At 70.3% G+C, this 15,901-nt stretch carries 18 protein-coding genes and 1 tRNA gene; 10 read left to right on the top strand and 9 right to left on the bottom strand.

The window, feature by feature from the left end; genetic code table 11:
• Nucleotides 1-33: 33 nt before the first annotated feature.
• Nucleotides 34-657, bottom strand: coding sequence for a GNAT family N-acetyltransferase (locus EZM51_RS05745; protein ID WP_136707264.1), 624 nt, complete (start codon nucleotides 655-657; stop codon nucleotides 34-36).
• Between the two features lie 126 nt (nucleotides 658-783).
• On the opposite strand from EZM51_RS05745, the gene EZM51_RS05740 reads away from it, so the two are divergent.
• Complete coding sequence (locus tag EZM51_RS05740) at nucleotides 784-1,257, top strand: MarR family transcriptional regulator (protein WP_136707263.1); 474 nt, start codon at nucleotides 784-786, stop codon at nucleotides 1,255-1,257.
• Nucleotides 1,254-1,934, top strand: coding sequence for a hypothetical protein (locus tag EZM51_RS05735; RefSeq protein ID WP_136707262.1), 681 nt, complete (start codon nucleotides 1,254-1,256; stop codon nucleotides 1,932-1,934). The genes EZM51_RS05740 and EZM51_RS05735 overlap by 4 nt, the downstream gene beginning before the upstream one ends.
• Before the next feature lie 70 nt (nucleotides 1,935-2,004).
• Here the strand turns inward: EZM51_RS05735 and EZM51_RS05730 are convergent, their stop codons facing one another.
• Nucleotides 2,005-2,475 carry a hypothetical protein gene (locus EZM51_RS05730; RefSeq protein ID WP_136707261.1) on the bottom strand — a complete coding sequence of 157 codons (471 nt, stop codon included), beginning with the start codon at nucleotides 2,473-2,475 and terminating at the stop codon, nucleotides 2,005-2,007.
• A 276-nt stretch (nucleotides 2,476-2,751) separates the two neighbouring features.
• On the opposite strand from EZM51_RS05730, the gene EZM51_RS05725 reads away from it, so the two are divergent.
• A tRNA-Pro gene (locus tag EZM51_RS05725) sits at nucleotides 2,752-2,825 on the top strand.
• A 132-nt stretch (nucleotides 2,826-2,957) separates the two neighbouring features.
• Entirely contained in the window at nucleotides 2,958-3,233 is a 276-nt protein-coding gene (locus EZM51_RS05720) for a hypothetical protein (protein ID WP_136707260.1), read from the top strand.
• Here the strand turns inward: EZM51_RS05720 and EZM51_RS05715 are convergent.
• From EZM51_RS05715 to EZM51_RS20795, 6 genes are read right to left on the bottom strand one after another with little or no spacing between them, the layout of a single operon-like run.
• Nucleotides 3,230-3,928: a dihydrofolate reductase family protein gene (locus EZM51_RS05715; RefSeq protein ID WP_136707259.1), complete on the bottom strand. Its 699-nt coding sequence runs from the start codon at nucleotides 3,926-3,928 to the stop codon at nucleotides 3,230-3,232. The two genes, EZM51_RS05720 and EZM51_RS05715, sit on opposite strands and share 4 nt — an antisense overlap.
• On the bottom strand, nucleotides 3,925-4,923 hold the full coding sequence (locus EZM51_RS05710) for a lysylphosphatidylglycerol synthase transmembrane domain-containing protein (protein WP_136707258.1): 999 nt from the start codon (nucleotides 4,921-4,923) through the stop codon (nucleotides 3,925-3,927). Before EZM51_RS05710 ends, EZM51_RS05715 begins: the two co-directional genes overlap by 4 nt.
• On the bottom strand, nucleotides 4,920-5,738 hold the full coding sequence (locus EZM51_RS05705) for a class I SAM-dependent methyltransferase (RefSeq protein ID WP_136707257.1): 819 nt from the start codon (nucleotides 5,736-5,738) through the stop codon (nucleotides 4,920-4,922). Before EZM51_RS05705 ends, EZM51_RS05710 begins: the two co-directional genes overlap by 4 nt.
• Nucleotides 5,735-6,817 (bottom strand): glycosyltransferase family 4 protein, encoded by a 1,083-nt coding sequence (locus tag EZM51_RS05700; protein WP_136707256.1) that lies wholly within the window; start codon nucleotides 6,815-6,817, stop codon nucleotides 5,735-5,737. The genes EZM51_RS05705 and EZM51_RS05700 overlap by 4 nt, the downstream gene beginning before the upstream one ends.
• A 3-nt stretch (nucleotides 6,818-6,820) precedes the next feature.
• The gene (locus EZM51_RS20800; RefSeq protein WP_211195821.1) at nucleotides 6,821-7,222 is read right to left on the bottom strand and encodes a 6-carboxytetrahydropterin synthase; all 402 of its coding nucleotides are present in this window, start codon (nucleotides 7,220-7,222) and stop codon (nucleotides 6,821-6,823) included.
• Nucleotides 7,219-8,199, bottom strand: coding sequence for a zinc-binding alcohol dehydrogenase (locus EZM51_RS20795; RefSeq protein WP_248305480.1), 981 nt, complete (start codon nucleotides 8,197-8,199; stop codon nucleotides 7,219-7,221). The genes EZM51_RS20800 and EZM51_RS20795 overlap by 4 nt, the downstream gene beginning before the upstream one ends.
• A gap of 89 nt (nucleotides 8,200-8,288) precedes the next feature.
• On the opposite strand from EZM51_RS20795, the gene EZM51_RS05690 reads away from it, so the two are divergent.
• The gene (locus tag EZM51_RS05690; RefSeq protein ID WP_136707255.1) at nucleotides 8,289-9,011 is read left to right on the top strand and encodes a CDP-alcohol phosphatidyltransferase family protein; all 723 of its coding nucleotides are present in this window, start codon (nucleotides 8,289-8,291) and stop codon (nucleotides 9,009-9,011) included.
• Nucleotides 9,012-9,045: 34 nt separating this feature from the next.
• On the opposite strand, the gene EZM51_RS05685 is transcribed toward EZM51_RS05690, so the two are convergent.
• The gene (locus EZM51_RS05685) at nucleotides 9,046-9,408 is read right to left on the bottom strand and encodes a hypothetical protein (protein WP_248305479.1); all 363 of its coding nucleotides are present in this window, start codon (nucleotides 9,406-9,408) and stop codon (nucleotides 9,046-9,048) included.
• Nucleotides 9,409-9,570: 162 nt separating this feature from the next.
• Here EZM51_RS05685 and EZM51_RS05680 point away from each other — a divergent pair, with 162 nt between their 5' ends.
• The 5 genes from EZM51_RS05680 to EZM51_RS05660 all read left to right on the top strand — a co-directional run bounded on the left by EZM51_RS05680 (nucleotide 9,571) and on the right by EZM51_RS05660 (nucleotide 15,896).
• Nucleotides 9,571-11,151 carry a CDP-alcohol phosphatidyltransferase gene (locus tag EZM51_RS05680; RefSeq protein ID WP_211195820.1) on the top strand — a complete coding sequence of 527 codons (1,581 nt, stop codon included), beginning with the start codon at nucleotides 9,571-9,573 and terminating at the stop codon, nucleotides 11,149-11,151.
• A 54-nt stretch (nucleotides 11,152-11,205) separates the two neighbouring features.
• Nucleotides 11,206-11,619: a DUF2809 domain-containing protein gene (locus tag EZM51_RS05675; RefSeq protein WP_136707254.1), complete on the top strand. Its 414-nt coding sequence runs from the start codon at nucleotides 11,206-11,208 to the stop codon at nucleotides 11,617-11,619.
• A gap of 239 nt (nucleotides 11,620-11,858) precedes the next feature.
• Complete coding sequence (gene helR / locus EZM51_RS05670; protein ID WP_136707253.1) at nucleotides 11,859-14,006, top strand: RNA polymerase recycling motor ATPase HelR; 2,148 nt, start codon at nucleotides 11,859-11,861, stop codon at nucleotides 14,004-14,006.
• A gap of 95 nt (nucleotides 14,007-14,101) precedes the next feature.
• The gene (locus tag EZM51_RS05665; RefSeq protein ID WP_136707252.1) at nucleotides 14,102-15,295 is read left to right on the top strand and encodes a Fic family protein; all 1,194 of its coding nucleotides are present in this window, start codon (nucleotides 14,102-14,104) and stop codon (nucleotides 15,293-15,295) included.
• A 19-nt stretch (nucleotides 15,296-15,314) separates the two neighbouring features.
• Nucleotides 15,315-15,896 (top strand): mismatch-specific DNA-glycosylase, encoded by a 582-nt coding sequence (locus tag EZM51_RS05660; RefSeq protein WP_136707251.1) that lies wholly within the window; start codon nucleotides 15,315-15,317, stop codon nucleotides 15,894-15,896.
• Nucleotides 15,897-15,901: the final 5 nt, after the last annotated feature.

Genomic DNA, 15,901 nt, shown 5'->3' with positions numbered 1-15,901 from the left:
CGGGTGCTGCCTCGGGCAGCTCGGCGGCTGGGCTCAGCCGTGCAGCCGCCGCTCCATGACGACGCGGTCGCGGGTGGGTCTTGCGACCTCGGTGAAGCCGGCCGCCTCGAACATCGAGACCGTGCCATGGAACAGGTCGGCGGCCGCGTGCTTCTCGTGCGGCGAGGCATCCACCGCGTAACCCTCGATGATGCGCGCGCCGCGCTCGCGTGCGTACGTGACGGCGGCCTCGGCGAGCGCCGTGCCGATGCCGCGCTTCCGGTGCGCCCTCGGCACGACGAAGCAGGTGACGGCCCAGATGTCGCGGTCGGTGAAGTCGGGGTGCGCGGTGCCGCCGGCGACGATGCGACTGCGGGCGAGGCGCACGAGGCCTGGCCGCGGTTCCACGGCGCACCAGCCGGCGGGTGTCTCGCCATCGTAGGCGAGCAGGCCCGGACCGGAGTCGGATGCCGCGAGCTGGGCCTCGAGTCGGTCGCGCAGCCCGTCGTCGCCGACCGAACGCCAGTCACGGCCGGGGATCTTGAACCACTGGCACCAGCAGTGCGCGGGGTCGCCTTTGGTGCCGAAGACCGCCGCCACGTCGGCGAAGGGCACCTCGTTCGCGGGAAGGATGCGCAGATCGGTCGGATGCGTCTCGTCGGTCACCGCGGTGGGCATGCCGCCACGTTAGCGTGCAGTGCCGACATCTTCATCGGAACACGGCCAGCCTACGAGCCCGGCGTGCCGTCCGGCGGGGACGCCTGCTGATCATGAAGTGAGGTAATGATGTAGTAGCATCAGCATATGTCAACCGAGATCACCGTGCTCGACCGACTCCTCGAGATCAGCGAGCTCTTCCAGAAGGACATGGCGCGCGCGTTCGACGGCACGCCGCTCTCCGCCGCGCGCGTCCGACTGCTCTGGGACCTGCAGCACGAGGGGCCCTCGACGCAGCAGGCGCTCGCGACGCGGCTCGGTGTCAGCCCGCGCAACATCACCGGGCTCGTCGACGCGCTCGAGGCGGGCGGCTTCGTCACCCGCTCGCCGCACCCCACCGACCGGCGTGCCACGATCGTGTCGCTCGCGGCATCCGCTCGGCGCATGATGGAGCGGATGCAGCGTGAGCATGCCGAGATCTCGGCGGAGCTCCTCGGCGCGGTGGCGCCGGCCGACCGGCCCGCGCTCGAACGCGGCGTCGATGCGATCGCCGCGCGCCTGCGGGCGCTCGTGGCCGACGACGAGGCGCGTCGCGCCGACCGTGCGGAGTCCTCGGCATGAGCGTGGAGGTGGAGGCCCGGCGGGAGGCATCCGTCTGGCGACGCGGCTGGATCTTGGTGACGCGTGCGCTGATGCTCGAACTCAGGATCTACGCGAGCATCGGCCGGTTCATCGCCCGGCGACCGGCGATCGCACCGGGTGCGGCGGGGTTCGGCTACCACAAGCCCGTGCTGACGGTGCTCATCATCTTCATCGGGCTGTCGGCGGTCGAGATCCCGATCGTCGACCTCATCGTGCACCGGTGGCCGGCTGTGCGCATCGCGTTCCTCGTGCTCGGAATCTGGGGTGTGACCTGGATGTTCGGGCTCCTGTGCGCATACCTGATGCGGCCGCACACGGTCGGCCCCGACGGCATCCGCGTGCGGCACGGACTCGAGGTCGACCTGCCGTTCAGCTGGGACGACATCGCCTCGGTCGAGCACCGGCGGCGTGTCGACGAGCCGAAGTCACCGCGGTTCGACGAGACCGTTCGGCAGGATCAGGAGGGGTTGGATGCGTCGCGCACCCTCGTCTACCGCATGCAGGACGCGACCGATATCGAGATCGAGCTCGAGCGACCGATCGCCGTGCGACTGCCGGGTGGGGGAGCGAACGGCGGCGAGCAGACCATCACGGGAGTGCGCATCTGGGTCGACGACCCGCGGGCGTTCATGGACGAGGTGCGGAAGCACCTCTGAGCGCCCGCAGGTCGCGTGGCGTGGCCGCGGGTCGCGTGGCGTGGCCGCGGGTCGCGTCAGGCGCGGTGGCTCAGGCGCGGTCGGTCGGGTCCTTCGGACCGTCGGCCTCAGGTGCGGTCGGCTCGGCCTCGACGGGTTCGGGCGCCTCGGCGGCGACCGTCTCCTCGTCGCGGGCGCCCAGCCCGGTGGACTCGAAGCCGTCGTCGCCGTCCTCCTCGTCGTCGAGCACACGGGCGTAGAGTTCGTCGATCTCCGCCTGGCTCGCGGCGACGTTCGCGGCCGCCCAGTTGCGCGCGTGGGTCGCGAGGGCGATGAAGACGCCGACGATGCCAGCGGTCAGGAGCATCCCGCCGATGGTGCTCTGCGTCTGCAGGTTGAGGTACTCGAGGTAGTCGTCGCCGCCCGTGTTGTAGAAGTCCGCCTGGGCGGCGTTGCCGCCCTGCAGGAAGATGTACCCGAACAGGCCGACGCCCACCGAGACGACCCACAGCACGATGATCGGGATGTTCAGGGTGGGGCGGCGCGTGATGGCGTTCGACAAGGTTCCTCCTGGTTGGATTCGTGCTGGCAGCGCTGCGCGGGCAGTGCGGGTAGGGCCGCAATCGGCACCCGTGAGCCTACGGCGCGAACCTATGCGCCGCATAGGGGCTGTGCATGAATCCGCCGCGAGTCGAGCCCAGTCGTGGGTTGAGGAGCGAGCTCAGCCGCGGGTTGAGGAGCGAGCGAAGCGAGCGTCTCGAAACCCGCCGGTGTGCGCGAGTCGGCCCGCGGATGCCGCTATGATGGTCAAGTTGTCTTCCGAGGAATCGGATGGCATCGGGATGTGGCGCAGCTTGGTAGCGCACCTGACTGGGGGTCAGGGGGTCGCAGGTTCAAATCCTGTCATCCCGACTGAGAAAGTCGCCGACCAGGGGTCGTTTCCGAGAGTCTCGGGAGCGACCCCTGAGTCGCACTCGGGGCCGGCGCGCCGACGGGCTTCGGCAGCGATCATCGTGTTGCTCGTTCGGCTGAAAGGACGACCGCGTGGACAAGATCGTCGGGCTGGTGATCTTCGTCGTCGTGAGTTCCGGCTTGGTCGCTCTTGGTCTCCACATCCTGCGGCACCTCGACGCCGCAACGGAGTTCTTCGAGGCCCGAGGGGCTTCCCTCTACGGCCGCCGTGCGGCACGCCGGATGTACAAACGCGCCAACATCCGGGTCGGTGCCGTCGGGTTCACTGCGATGGCAACCATCGTCGTCATCGTGGGACTCACCCGGCTCGTCTTCGCTGTCGTTGCTCTCGTCACGAACCCGACCTAGGGGAACGAGTCGACGCACCGCTCCGACAGCGCGTACCTGAGCAACACCATGTCGCCGACCTGACGGGTCTCGGCGAGGGGCGCGTGGCGGTCGGGATTCCAGGGGAACCTGCCGTCGCCGATCAACCGGGGTGCTTGCGGGTCGCCGACGAAGAACGGCGCGATCGCCAGTTGGAGTTCATCGACGAGGTCCGACGCCAGGAACTGCGTGATCAAGGTTCCGCCGCCTTCGACGAGAAGCGTGCGCACGCCCCGGTCACCCAGTTCGCCGACGAGCGCGGCCATGTCGACTTCGTCGCCCAGCCCGACGACGGTCGCTCGATCACCGAGGCGGTCGCGGATGCCTCGCACCGCGGGTCGGGGGCAGTAGACCAGCTTCGTCGTGCGTCCTGAGGTGAAGAACCGGGACCGCGGATCGAGGTCACCGGTCGAGGTCACGGTCACCTTCCAGGGCGACGGCGGCAGGCCCTCGGCCTCGCGTCGAATCCGTCGCTCCTCGTTCCGCACCAGCAGCCTCGGGTTGTCGAGGCGCACAGTACGTGCTCCGACCAGGATGGCGTCGCTCTGCGCCCGAACCTCGTCGACCCGATCGAAGTCCTCCTCGTTCGAGAGCGCGAGGCGCGGCGGCGACGCAGTGTCGAGGTACCCGTCGATGGACATCGCGGCGTTCAGGATCACGTACGGCCGGTCGATCACGTTCCCATCTTCCCGTCAGCGCAGGCGAGAAGCACAGCAGGTGCCGGTGCGGAGCTTCGAGTGCGGCGAACAGTGGCCGTCACGGCGAGGACGAGGCCCGGGACGACGCCGATCATCGCGAGCACGCCGAAGAGGGCGGATGCCGCGACCCCCGTGGACGCGCCGAGGCCGGCGACGGCGAACGTCCAGCCGGCGACCCCCTCGCGCGGACCCCAGCCGCCGATGTTCAGCGGGATGGACCCGGCGAGCAGCACGACGAGCGCGAGGGCGGCGAGGCGGAGCGGCGGAACGCTCGCCCCGACTGCGGCGACGGCAACGCCGAGGGTCGCGACGTGGCATCCGACCACCACGATCGAGGCGGTGACGACGCGCACGAACGCACCAGGCGATCCCACGCCGGCCGAGAGCTCGTCGAGCTCACGTCGCAGCGCGCGCCGCACTCGCGCGCTCGCCGCGGCCGTCGCGAGCGCGGCGAGCACGAGCACCGTGAGCCCGATGCCGAGCGCTGAGAGCAGCACTCCCTCGTACTCCGAGCCGAACCACGCGAGGATGACGACCGCAAGTGCGACCTGCACCACCTGCCCCACGGTGCGCTCGATGACGACGGCGCGGGCGGCCTGCGGCACGCTTCCCGAGTCGCGTCCCTGCGTGACGGCTCGCTCGACGTCGCCGAGCACGCCGCCTGGAAGCAGGGTGTTGAGCAGCTGCGACCGGTAGTACCGTCCGATGGCGTCGGGCAACCGGAGGCCGACGCCGAGTCGCTCGGCGATCACGCTCCACCGCCACGCCGCCGCGACCGTGGCAGCGGCCGAGAGCGCGAGCGCGGCGGCGATCACGCGGAGATCGACACTGGAGAGGCCGCGCAGGAACGGCCCGGAGCCGACCTGGACGACGACCGCGATCAGCAGGCCGAGGCCGACGAGCGAGCGAGCGGCGACGCGGAACCACGTCGATGACACGACCGAGCGTACCCGTGCGTTCAACGTCGCGCTCATCTTGGCCACGCCAACAGGTCGGTGTGCACGACGACGGCCGAGAGTGAACCATGCTGCAGCTGCGACGAACGCGACGCACGGTATCCGGCACCCTCGCCCCGCAGGTCGGCACGCTGCTCGAGTGCCGCCCCGAGCCATCCGTCGAACCACTGCTCGAGCAGCCGAGGATCGTGATCGCCGAGTCGCCAGGAGGTGGCGGCCGCCCGGACGTTCCAGCCGGCCTCGAGGAACAGACGGTGCGTGAACGCTCCGCCCGACGGCCCCAGGAGCCGGCGCTCGCCCACACGGCGCCGCTGGTGTTCGTTGAAGGCGGCCTGGATCAGGTCGTCGCGAGAATCGCGCGGATCGAGGCGTACCTCGCCGGTCACGCTCAGGCTGAACAGCGCGGGACAGCCGGCATCGACGCAGGCCTGCACGACGGCGCGCACCTCCTCCGCGGTCAGCACGTCGAGCAATGCGGATGCCGTCACGAGCGACGCATCCTCGAGATCGTCGGACCCGAGCCGCGCGAGCTGCCCGGTGCGGGTGCGCACGGTGACCGCTCGTCCTTCCTGATCGACCGGCACAGCACTTTCCGCCGCGCGTTCGACGAGGTCCGCATTCCAGTCGTGCAGGACCCAGGTCTGCGGACCGGGCAGGAGCGGCGCCAGCCATCTCATCATGGAGCCCGTGCCGCTTCCCAGGTCGTGGATCACGATCGGGCCCGATCCGAGCCTGCCGGCTGCGTCGCGGGCGAGCCGGCGCGATCGGGCGCGTGCATCCTCCTGTTCGCGAAGCGCCAGCCAGTCGCTGCTGACCTCGATGATCTCGCTCATCGGACGCCCAGCCCTTCTGATCCGATCACGGCCGACTCCGGACCGACCTCGCTCAGCACCGTGGCGACGATCCACGCGGTCTCGTCCCAGGCTCGAGTGACCGTGCGCGAGCGCAGTGCCTCCGCCCCCAGCCCCGCACGCCACCCGGGATCTTCCGACCACCGTCGCAGGACGGCACGCAACGCCACCGGGTCGTCGGGCGGCGTGAGGATGGCTGCACGGCTCCCGGCGATCGCCTCCGGCACCCCGCCCACGCGCGCGGCCACGACGGGGATGCCCCGAGCGAGCGCCTCGGCGACGACCATGCCGTAGCTCTCCGCCCGCGAGGGCACGACCACGAGGTCGGCGGCCTGGTACGCGTCCGCGAGCCGCCGGCCCGTGAGCACCCCCGTGAGCTCGACGCGCTCCGTGAGCCCGGTGGATCGGATCGTGGCGGTCGTGCGGGCCGCGAACTCCCGGTCGACGTCGAGCGAGCCCACGATCGAGCAGGACCAATCGGGCAGGTCGGTCATTCCCGCGAGCGCCTCGACGAGCATGTCCTGCCCCTTGTGCGGCGCGACCGCGCCGACGCAGAGCAGGCGTCCACCCGATCGGGATCCGGATGCCGCGGGCACCGCGTCCGTGCCCGGATGAGCCACCGCGATCCGCTCGGGCTCGACGTAGGCGCGCGCGACGAGTTCGGACCGGGTCCACTCGCTCGTCGTGATCACGCGGCGGGCGGCGTGCAGGGACTCGCGCTCGCGTTCGGCCGTTCGCTTGTCGTCGTGCATCACCGGCAGGGCGCTGGCGACCATGTGCGCCAGCACGACGATGCGAAGACGCGCCGAATGCGCACGCAGCACCCGCGATGCCGCCACCGCGATCAGGCCGTCGACCAGCACGAGGGCGTTGCGGGGGAGCACCGACAGCGCGAGCGCCACGTCGTTCACGCGCCCCTCCGCGACGGGCACCAATCGCACGTCCAGACCTCGCACTCGCAGGGCTCCCGTGAGGCGCCGATCGTAGACGTTGCCACCGCTGACGCGCTCATCGTCGTCGACGGAGTCGGGGACGATGAAGTGCACGGTCGCGTTCATCATCCGTCACAGGCTCCGCTCGTAGCTCGCCCACGCGATGTGCGACTCGTGCAGGGTGACCTCGATCGACGAGAGTCGCGCGCCGGCTGACCCGAGCCGTCCATCTGCGGCACGCTCGGCGAGTCGGTCGGCGATGACCTGGCACATCCGTTCGGTCGTGGTGTTCATGCCGGCGAACTCCGGTTCGTCGTCCAGGTTGCGGTAGGTCAGGGAGCCGGTGATCTCAGCAAGCGCCTCGGACGCGAGCCCGATGTCGATGACCACGCCGTCGGTGTCGAGTTCGCCCGCACGGAACGACGCGTCGACGACGAAGGTCGCCCCGTGCAGGCGCTGCGCCGGGCCGAAGGTCTCTCCGGAGAAGCTGTGGGCGACCATCATGTGGTCTCGCACGGTCACGGTGAAGGTCACGAGGCATCCGTCCAATCGATCGTGTGGCAGAGCGCAGTGCTCCGCCCGGTTGCGAGATCGGCCATCACGGCGGGAAGGTCGCCCCACGGGGAGTGGCCCGTGAGCAGTGCGTCGAAGGCCGGGTCCTGCAGAAGCTCGAGCGCAAGCGCCAGCCGGTCGCGAGTCGTCCGGGTGCTTCGTCGGCGCCCGGCCACGGCGCCGACCTGACTCGATCGGATGGTCAGGCGGCGCGAGTGGAAGTCGGCGCCCAGTGCGAGCGTGACGGGCCGGTCGCCGTACCAGCTGGCCTCGATCACCTCCCCGTCGGTCACGACGGACGCGAGCGCGAGCTGCAGGCCCGCCTCCGACCCGCTCGTGTTGATGACCAGGTCGCGGCCGAGGGGCGCATCGCCGGGTTCGGCGAAGCCGACGTCGAGCCGATCGGCGACCGCGCGACGCGACGGGTCCACGTCGACGAGCACGACGTCGAGTCCGGGGATGCCGCGAGCAAGTCGTGCCACGCAGCATCCGATCATGCCGGCACCCACGACCGTGACCCGGTCTCCGACCAGGGGGGCGGTATCCCACAGCACGTTGACCGCCGTCTCTACCGCACCGGCGAGCACGGCACGCCGCGCGGGCACGCCGCGGGGGACGGGCACCACGGCATCAGCGGGCACGACGAAGGCCGACTGGTGGGGGAACAACGAGAAGACCGTGCGGCCGCGGAGCGCGTCGGGCCCCTGCTCGACGACCCCGACGTTGAGATAGCCGTACTTCACCGGTCCGGGGAAGTCGCCCTCCTGGAACGGCGCGCGCATCCGCTCGTGCTCGCTGCCCGGCACGCGGCCCAGGAAGACCGACGCCTCGGTGCCGCGGCTGATGCCCGTGTACCGGGTGCGCACGAGCACCTCGCCGTCACCGGCAGCGGCGATCGGCTGCCGGCGCAGTGCCGCCACGCCAGGCTCGTCGATCCAGAACGCCACGGACTCAGGCAACGGTGTTTCTCCTTCGATGATGAACCCTCCAGTCATGTCCCCCGTTACCCGAATATGCTCCGTGAGATGCTCCATGACAAGGACACGTGATGGCAGGCAATGTGGTTCACCTCGCACCGATCGGGTCGGCCGTACTCGGTGCGGCCGGCGTGTCGGCGATCTGGGTCGTCGGCGACGTGCCGGCGATCGGCGGCATTGCGGCGTTCGCGTATCTGACGGCGAGCACCGCGCTGCTGCTCCGGGCGCTGCGACGTCGGAATGCCGCACGCTTCGGATGGGCGAACATCGTCACCGCGACCAGATCTGCTGTCGTCGCGGCCATCACCGGACTGGTCGCCGCCTCGTTCGTCGAGCCGATTCCGGTTCCGCTCCTGATCGGCCTCACCGTCCCGGCGCTCGCGCTGGACGCGGTGGACGGCTGGGTCGCGCGGCGCACCCGCACCGTCACCGAGCTCGGCGCTCGGTTCGACATGGAGGTGGATGCGTTCCTCCTCCTCGTGCTCAGCGCGTACGTGGCGCGGAGCCTGGGTCCGTGGGTGCTGGCGATCGGACTCATGCGCTACGTCTTCGTCGCGGCGGGATGGATGCTGCCCCGGCTACGCCGGCAGCTCCCGCCCCGCTACTGGCGGAAGGTCGTGACGGCGGTTCAGGGGATTGCGTTGACCGTGGCGGCATCCGGCATCGTCCCGGAGTTCGCCGGCGTGCTCGTGGGAGTCGCACTCGCCCTGCTCGTCGAATCCTTCGGCCGCGACATCGTGTGGCTGGCGCAGCGAAGCCGCGCCCGGCGCACCGAGCTGGATGCGGCACAGTGATGCGCCGACCGGCTCAAACCGGGAGGGCGTGCGATCACGCCGCCTGCGGGGTGCGGACTGCGACCAGCGTGGCGATCGCGAGCACCACGACCCCGATCGACTCGATGATGACCGACTCCGGAACGAGGGTGAAGTCCCAGGTCTCGGTGATGCCGAACAGCCCGACGGTCAGGGCGAGAAGGAGGGCCACGAGCGTCGCGAGGACGAACAGCACACTCAGGATGCCGGTGATGACCAGGAGCCGTCCGCGGAGGACGAGCATCCCGATCGCCAGCACGAGGCCCGCGATCGCGTTCAGCACGAAGAGCACGCCGAGCACGCCGCCGACGCCGTCGAAGACGAGGAAGAGATGGATTCCGCCGACCGCGACGAGGACGATGGCACTGAGGATACGCATGACCATGAGGACGGTCCGGTTGTTGGTTCCAGTCAAGTTCGTGTTCACGTTCAAACCCGCTTCCGATCGAGGCCTCCGGCGGAGACGCTAGCAGTGACACGAGACAGCGTGGGAAAGAGTTCACACATTCGGCACCACCGGGTGCGCGGGAGAGTCGCCCTGGTGGTCGCGATCCTGCTCCTCGTCGTGGTGCCGCTCGTGCCGGGCGCACTCGCCGACGGCTCGCCGGCTCCACTCGCCGGGCTTCCCGTGGAGTCGATCCTCGCGGTGCTCCTCGTCTGCCTGCTGCCCCAGCCGCGCGCACGCGGGCTCGTCGCGGTCGGCTTCGGTGCGACCGTCGTCGGCGCGCTCGTCCTCGCGGCGATCGACTTCGGCTACCGGTCGGTGCTCGACATCCCCTTCGATCCGCTCGACTGGCAGCAGCTGGGCGACGCGTTCGGGGTCCTCCAGGGCTCGATCGGCGGTGCCGCCGCGAACGGGCTGGTCGCGCTCGGCGCGGCCGTCGCCGCCGGGACGACCGTCGCGCTCGCGTGGGCTGCGCTCCGTGTCGGCGCGGCCGTCGGGCCCGAGCGCCCGCACGGAACGATCGCGATCGCGACGGTCACCGCGGTGTGGATGGTCGCGGCCCTGACGGGCTCGAACCTGCCCGCGGGCCAGCCGGTCGCGGCGGCCGCATCCCTCCGCTCGATCAACGCGTCGGCGTCACACGCCGCGGCCGGAGTCGCCGCGCTCGCCGACCTGTCGAACCGGATCGCGACCGACCCGTACCGTGACACGGCCGGTTCCGAACTGCTGACCTCGCTGAGGGGCAAGGACGTCGTCTTCGCCTTCATCGAGAGCTACGGCAGGGTGGCCGTGGAAGGGACCGGATTCTCGACGGGCGTGCAACGGGTACTGCGCGACGGTGAGGCACAGCTTCGCGCCGACGGCTACGGCTCCCGGAGCGCCTTCCTCACCTCTCCGACGTTCGGTGGCCTCAGCTGGCTCGCGCACTCGACCCTCCAGACGGGGCTCTGGGTCGACCGGCAGCCGATCTACAGCAGGGTGATCCGGAGCGATCGGTTCACGCTGAGCCAGGCATTCGGAGAAGCCGGATGGCGCACGGTGAGCGTGGCTCCCTCGAACACGGAGCCGTGGTCGTTCGGCACGACCTTCTATCACTTCGACACACTCCTCGACGCGAACAACGTCGGCTATCGCGGGCCGTCGTTCGGGTACGCGCGCATCCCCGATCAGTACACCTGGAAGTACGTCGCCGACCACGAGCTCGCCAGGGACCATCAACCGGTCATGGCCGAGATCGACCTCGTCTCCTCGCACACGCCATGGGCGCCGCTTCCGCGGCTCGTGCCGTGGTCCGACGTCGGCGACGGTTCCGTGTTCGAGTCCCAGCGCGCGCAGGGGCAGTCGGCGAGCGAGGTCTGGCAGGATCCGGAACGCGTGCGGCAGGCGTACGCCGAGTCCATCCGGTACTCGCTCGATGCGATGTTCGCGTTCCTGCACGAAGTCGACGACCCGAACCTGGTGCTGGTGGTGCTCGGCGACCACCAGCCGGCGACGATCGTGAGCGGGCAGGGCGCCGGTCACGACGTGCCGATCAGCATCATCTCGAAGGACCCGGCCGTCTTCACGTCGATCGAGGAATGGCGGTGGCAGGACGGCATGCTTCCGGCGCCGGACGCGCCCGTCTGGCCGATGAGCGCGTTCCGCGATCGATTCCTCGACGCCTTCAGCGCAGGGTGAGACCGATCTCGCCGGAGATGTGCCCGGCTGAGACGTCCGCGGCAGAATGGCCGGATGGCCACCAGCCGAACTCCGAGACGCCGGCTCGCGGCGGCCGTGCTGCTCGTGGCCGTCATCGGTGCCGGGCTCGCGGTCCACTCGCTCCTTCCGGACACCGCTGCGAGCGACATCGCCGGCGACGCGCTCTACACCGCCGCGGTGTACCTCGCGGTCGTCCTCGTGCTGCCACGACTGCGACCGCTCGCCGTCGGCGCGGTCACCGCGGCGTGGTGCGTCGCGGTGGAGCTGTTCCAGCTCACGGGCATCCCGCTCGCGCTCGGCGCCGCGTTCCCGCCTTCGATGCTGGTGCTCGGTACCGTGTTCGACGCTCGCGACCTGCTCGTGTACGTGATCGCTGCCGCGGTGATCTGCGGGGCGGATGTCGCGTGGGAGAATCGTCTATCCGTGAAACCAGAGACAACTAACTGAAGGCTATCGGTAGAGCCTTCGGTAAGAATCTGCCCCTGGCCTCCCTGCCACTTCCAGTCTATTGCGGCACCCGGGGCTTGCCGCAAGGGCCCCCTCGTGGCGCAGAATGATGAGCTCGAAGCCGAGATACGGCAGCTCTCGCACAGGTCGCGAGCTACCCGACCATCCTCACCGCGTTGCCGACGAACGTCTGCGCGCGATCCTTCACGTGCCCTCAGATCGATACCGGAGTTGATGACGTGACCTCTGTGACCACCGACGCCTTCAACCTTCCCGAGCACCTTGCCGCCAAGGCCGATCCGATGCTGATCGCCGGCGACGAACAGCATTTCGCGGTCATCGCGGAGCGACTCGAACAGCAGATCGCCGACCTCTCCGAGCGCCTGGATGCGCAGCGCAGGGCCGCCGGGCGCACGGGCCAGCAGGCCTTGGACCGGGACCTGGAGATCCACCGGCTCACCGCGCGCCTGCGTCTGCTGCGGCGGTTCGGCCTCGACCTCTGCCTCGGCCGCATGGTCTACGCCGCCGACCGATCGAAGCCCGTGTACATCGGACGGCTCGCCCTCACCGACAGTGCGGGCGACCCGCTGCTGGTCGACTGGCGCGCGCCCGCTGCCGAGCCGTTCTTCGGCGCGACGCACGCCAACCCGATGGGCCTGGCGAGCCGCCGCAGGTATCGCTGGTCCCGCGGCCGGATCGGCGACTACTGGGACGAGGTGTTCACCCCCGACGGGCTGAAGGGGCACGCCGCGCTCGACGACCAGTCCGCCTTCATCGCGAGCCTCGGCACCAGTCGTTCACCCCGGATGCGCGACGTGCTCGGCACCATCCAGGCCGATCAGGATGCGATCATCCGCGCCGGATCCCGCGGCGCGCTGATCGTCGACGGCGGACCGGGCACGGGGAAGACGGTCGTGGCGCTGCACCGCGCCGCCTACCTCCTCTACTCGGATGCCCGACTCGCACGCGGTGGCGGCGTGCTGTTCGTCGGGCCGCACCAGGCCTACCTGGCGTACGTCGCCGACGTCCTTCCGAGCCTGGGTGAGGAGAGCGTGCAGACCTGCACCATTCGGGACCTCGTCGCCGAAGGCGCCACGGCGACGACCGAGGCCGACCCGGATGTCGCAAGGCTGAAGTCATCGGCTGACCTGGTCAGGGCCGTCGAGACGGCCGTCCGGCTGTACGAGCAGCCTCCGGCACGTGGGATGGTCGTCGAAACCTACTGGGACGACGTGCCGTTGAGCGCAGATGATTGGGCCGACGCATTCGAGGCCGCAGACCCCGGCAGTCCGCACAACGAGGCGCGCGATCAGGTCTGGGAGGAACTGGTCGCGATCCTGACCCGCAAGCACGACGACGACGTGCCGACCGATCAGCTTCGCAGGTCGCTGCTGCAGAATGAGGATCTGACCCGCACGTTCAACCGTGCGTGGCCCCTGCTCGACCCGGTCGGCCTCGTCGGCGACCTGTGGTCGATGCCCGAGTACCTGCGCAGGTGCGCCCCGTGGCTCGCCCCCGACGAGATCCGGATGCTGCAGCGCGAGGATCCCCGGGCGTGGACGGTGTCCGACATCCCGTTCCTGGATGCCGCGCGGCAGCGGATCGGCGACCCGGAGGCCGCACGACACCGGCACCGACAGCAGGCCGTCGCCGCCGCCGAGCGGGAGCAGCGCGACATGGTCATGGACCACCTGATCGCGGCCGACGACTCCGAGATGCTGCTGATGTCGATGCTGCGCGGGCAGGACTTCAAGAACACCCTGGTCGACGACGCGGCGCTCCCGAGCCCCGATCCCGACCTGCTCGCCGGTCCGTTCGCGCACATCGTCGTCGACGAGGCGCAGGAGCTCACCGACGCGGAGTGGCAGATGCTGCTGCGCCGCTGCCCGTCGCGGAGCTTCACCATCGTCGGCGACCGCACCCAGGCCAGGCACGGGTTCACGGAGTCGTGGCAGGAGCGGCTCGAGCGGGTCGGTTTGCGCCGCATCGAACTGGCCGCCCTGAACATCAATTACCGTACGCCCGAAGAGGTCATGACGGCGGCCGAGCCCGTCATTCGCGCCGCCATCCCCGACGCCAACGTGCCGACCTCGATCCGCAGCAGCGGCATCCCGGTCGAATACGGATCGACCTCCGAACTCGGCGCGATCCTGGACGCATGGCTCGCCGCCCACGCCGACGGCATCGCCTGCGTCATCGGCGACCCGACGTTCCAGCCGACGTCACGCGTCCGCTCGCTGAGCCCCCAGCACGTGAAGGGACTCGAGTTCGACCTCGTGGTGCTCGTCGACCCCGAGGCATCCGGAACCGGCATCGAGGGGGCCGTCGACCGCTACGTCGCGATGACCCGGGCGACGCAGCGACTCGTCATCCTCACGAGCAGCTGAGTCGCGCTCGACGGGCGTCACGCGACCCACCGAAGTCAGAGACAATCTGTCGCTAACCGAAGACTATTTTAGGATTCTTTGGTTAGAATCGTGTCATGGCAACCGTGGAAGCCCCGTGGCCCGCCGTCGGCACCGAGCCGCGGCCATGGCATCGAGCCGAGACGGCGGTCGCCTCCCGCCGGCAGTTCCGCGCGGCCGTGGGGGAGTATCGCGCCGCACTCGTGCCGATGATCGCCGAACGCGAGGTGCGACTCGGCCCCGAGGCGCTGGCGGTGGCCGACGACGCGAGCAAGGAGCTCACCCGGTTCGACGCCGAGGCCGGTTCGTTCGCAGCGCCGTTCGCGGCGATCCTGCTGCGCACCGAGAGCGCGTCGAGCTCCGAGGTCGAGCAGCTCACCGCGAGCGCGAAGCAGGTCGCCCTCGCCGAGCTCGATCGATCCGACTCGGCGAACGCGCAACTCGTCGTGGCCAACGTGCGTGCGATGCAGGCGGCGATTGCGCTCGCCGATCGCCTCGACGAGCAGGCGATCATCGCCATGCACGAGGCCCTGCTCGAGGCATCCGCCCCGCAGTTCGTCGGCGGCTGGCGCGACCAGCAGGTATGGATCGGCGGCGGGTCGTTCTCGCCGCATCACGCCATGTTCGTGCCGCCGCACCACGACCGCGTGCCGCAGCTCATGGCCGACCTCGTGCGATTCGCCGGTCGCACCGACGTTCCGGCGCTTGCGCACGCGGCGATCGCGCACGCGCAGTTCGAGACGATCCACCCGTTCCCCGACGGCAACGGGCGCACCGGGCGCGCCCTGCTGCACGGGATGCTCCGCGCCGCCGACGTCACCCGGAACGTGGCGGTGCCGGTCTCGGCGGGCCTGCTCGGCGATCTCGACGGCTACTTCCGCGCGCTGACCCGGTACCGGCAGGGGGAGCCCGACGTCATCGTGGAGACGGTCGCCGAGGCCGCGTTCCGAGCGGTCGCCAACGGGCGGGAACTCGTGCGCGAACTGCAGGAGATCGCGGCGGCGTGGGATTCGCTCGTTCGAGCCAGATCGGATGCCTCGGTGCACCGGGTGAAGGCGCATCTGCTGCGGCATCCGCTCGTGACAGCCGCCTCGATCGCCGAAGCACTCGGCGTGAGCGAGGTCGCGGCGCAGACCTCGATCGACAAGCTCGCGGCCGCGGGCGTGCTCACCCGAGCCGCAGGCCGCGCCAGGTATCGGATCTGGCAGGCGACCGAAGTGCTCGCCGCGCTCGACGCGTTCGCCGCCCGGGCGCGTCGCGCGAGCTGGTGAGGCGAGGGAGAATCGGCCTGTGGGATTCACGCGTGCCGAGCTCGAGTCGTATCGCGGTGCGAGCGTCGACGACCTGATGCCGGAGCATCCGAAGCTCGTGTTCGTGGGCATCAACCCCGGGCTCTGGACGGCGGCGACCGGCACGCACTTCGCGCATCCGGGCAACCGGTTCTATCCCGCGCTCGCCGCGGCGGGCGTCATCCCGAGGCGGCCCGACTTCGCGAAGGGCCTCTCCGACGAGGACCGTCGGATGTTCCTCGACGCCGGCATCGGCATCTCGAACCTCGTGCACCGGGCCACCGCACGGGCCGACGAGCTCACCCGTGAGGAGTTGCGGGCAGGCGCGCTGCGGCTGGCCGGCGACGTGGCGCGGTGGCACCCGCAGGTCGTCGCCGTCGTCGGGCTCACGGCGTACCGGCAGGGGTTCGACCGACCGAAGGCGCTCGCCGGGCGTCAGGATGAGCGCTTCGGCGGCGCCGAGCTCTGGGTGGTGCCGAACCCGAGCGGGCTGAACGCGCACGCCACCGTCGCCGACCTCGCGCGGGCGTACGCCGAGCCGGCGCGGGCCGCCGGTATCCCGCTGCATCCGACGTCGACGTAGGCTGC

This window comes from Agromyces sp. H66 (assembly GCF_004959775.1).
GTDB lineage: Bacteria > Actinomycetota > Actinomycetes > Actinomycetales > Microbacteriaceae > Agromyces.
The sequence above is the reverse complement of the archived record's forward strand: the minus strand, read 5'-3'. Positions and strand labels throughout refer to the sequence as shown.

Bases quoted from the DNA above. Each gene is read 5' to 3' on its own strand.
- EZM51_RS05745 (WP_136707264.1), bottom strand. From the start codon at position 657: ATGCCCACCGCGGTGACCGACGAGACGCATCCGACCGATCTGCGCATC.
- EZM51_RS05740 (WP_136707263.1), top strand. From the start codon at position 784: ATGTCAACCGAGATCACCGTGCTCGACCGACTCCTCGAGATCAGCGAG.
- EZM51_RS05735 (WP_136707262.1), top strand. From the start codon at position 1,254: ATGAGCGTGGAGGTGGAGGCCCGGCGGGAGGCATCCGTCTGGCGACGC.
- EZM51_RS05710 (WP_136707258.1), bottom strand. From the start codon at position 4,923: ATGAGCGCGACGTTGAACGCACGGGTACGCTCGGTCGTGTCATCGACG.
- EZM51_RS05705 (WP_136707257.1), bottom strand. From the start codon at position 5,738: ATGAGCGAGATCATCGAGGTCAGCAGCGACTGGCTGGCGCTTCGCGAA.
- EZM51_RS05700 (WP_136707256.1), bottom strand. From the start codon at position 6,817: ATGATGAACGCGACCGTGCACTTCATCGTCCCCGACTCCGTCGACGAC.
- EZM51_RS05690 (WP_136707255.1), top strand. From the start codon at position 8,289: ATGGCAGGCAATGTGGTTCACCTCGCACCGATCGGGTCGGCCGTACTC.
- EZM51_RS05685 (WP_248305479.1), bottom strand. From the start codon at position 9,408: ATGCGTATCCTCAGTGCCATCGTCCTCGTCGCGGTCGGCGGAATCCAT.
- EZM51_RS05675 (WP_136707254.1), top strand. From the start codon at position 11,206: ATGGCCACCAGCCGAACTCCGAGACGCCGGCTCGCGGCGGCCGTGCTG.
- EZM51_RS05665 (WP_136707252.1), top strand. From the start codon at position 14,102: ATGGCAACCGTGGAAGCCCCGTGGCCCGCCGTCGGCACCGAGCCGCGG.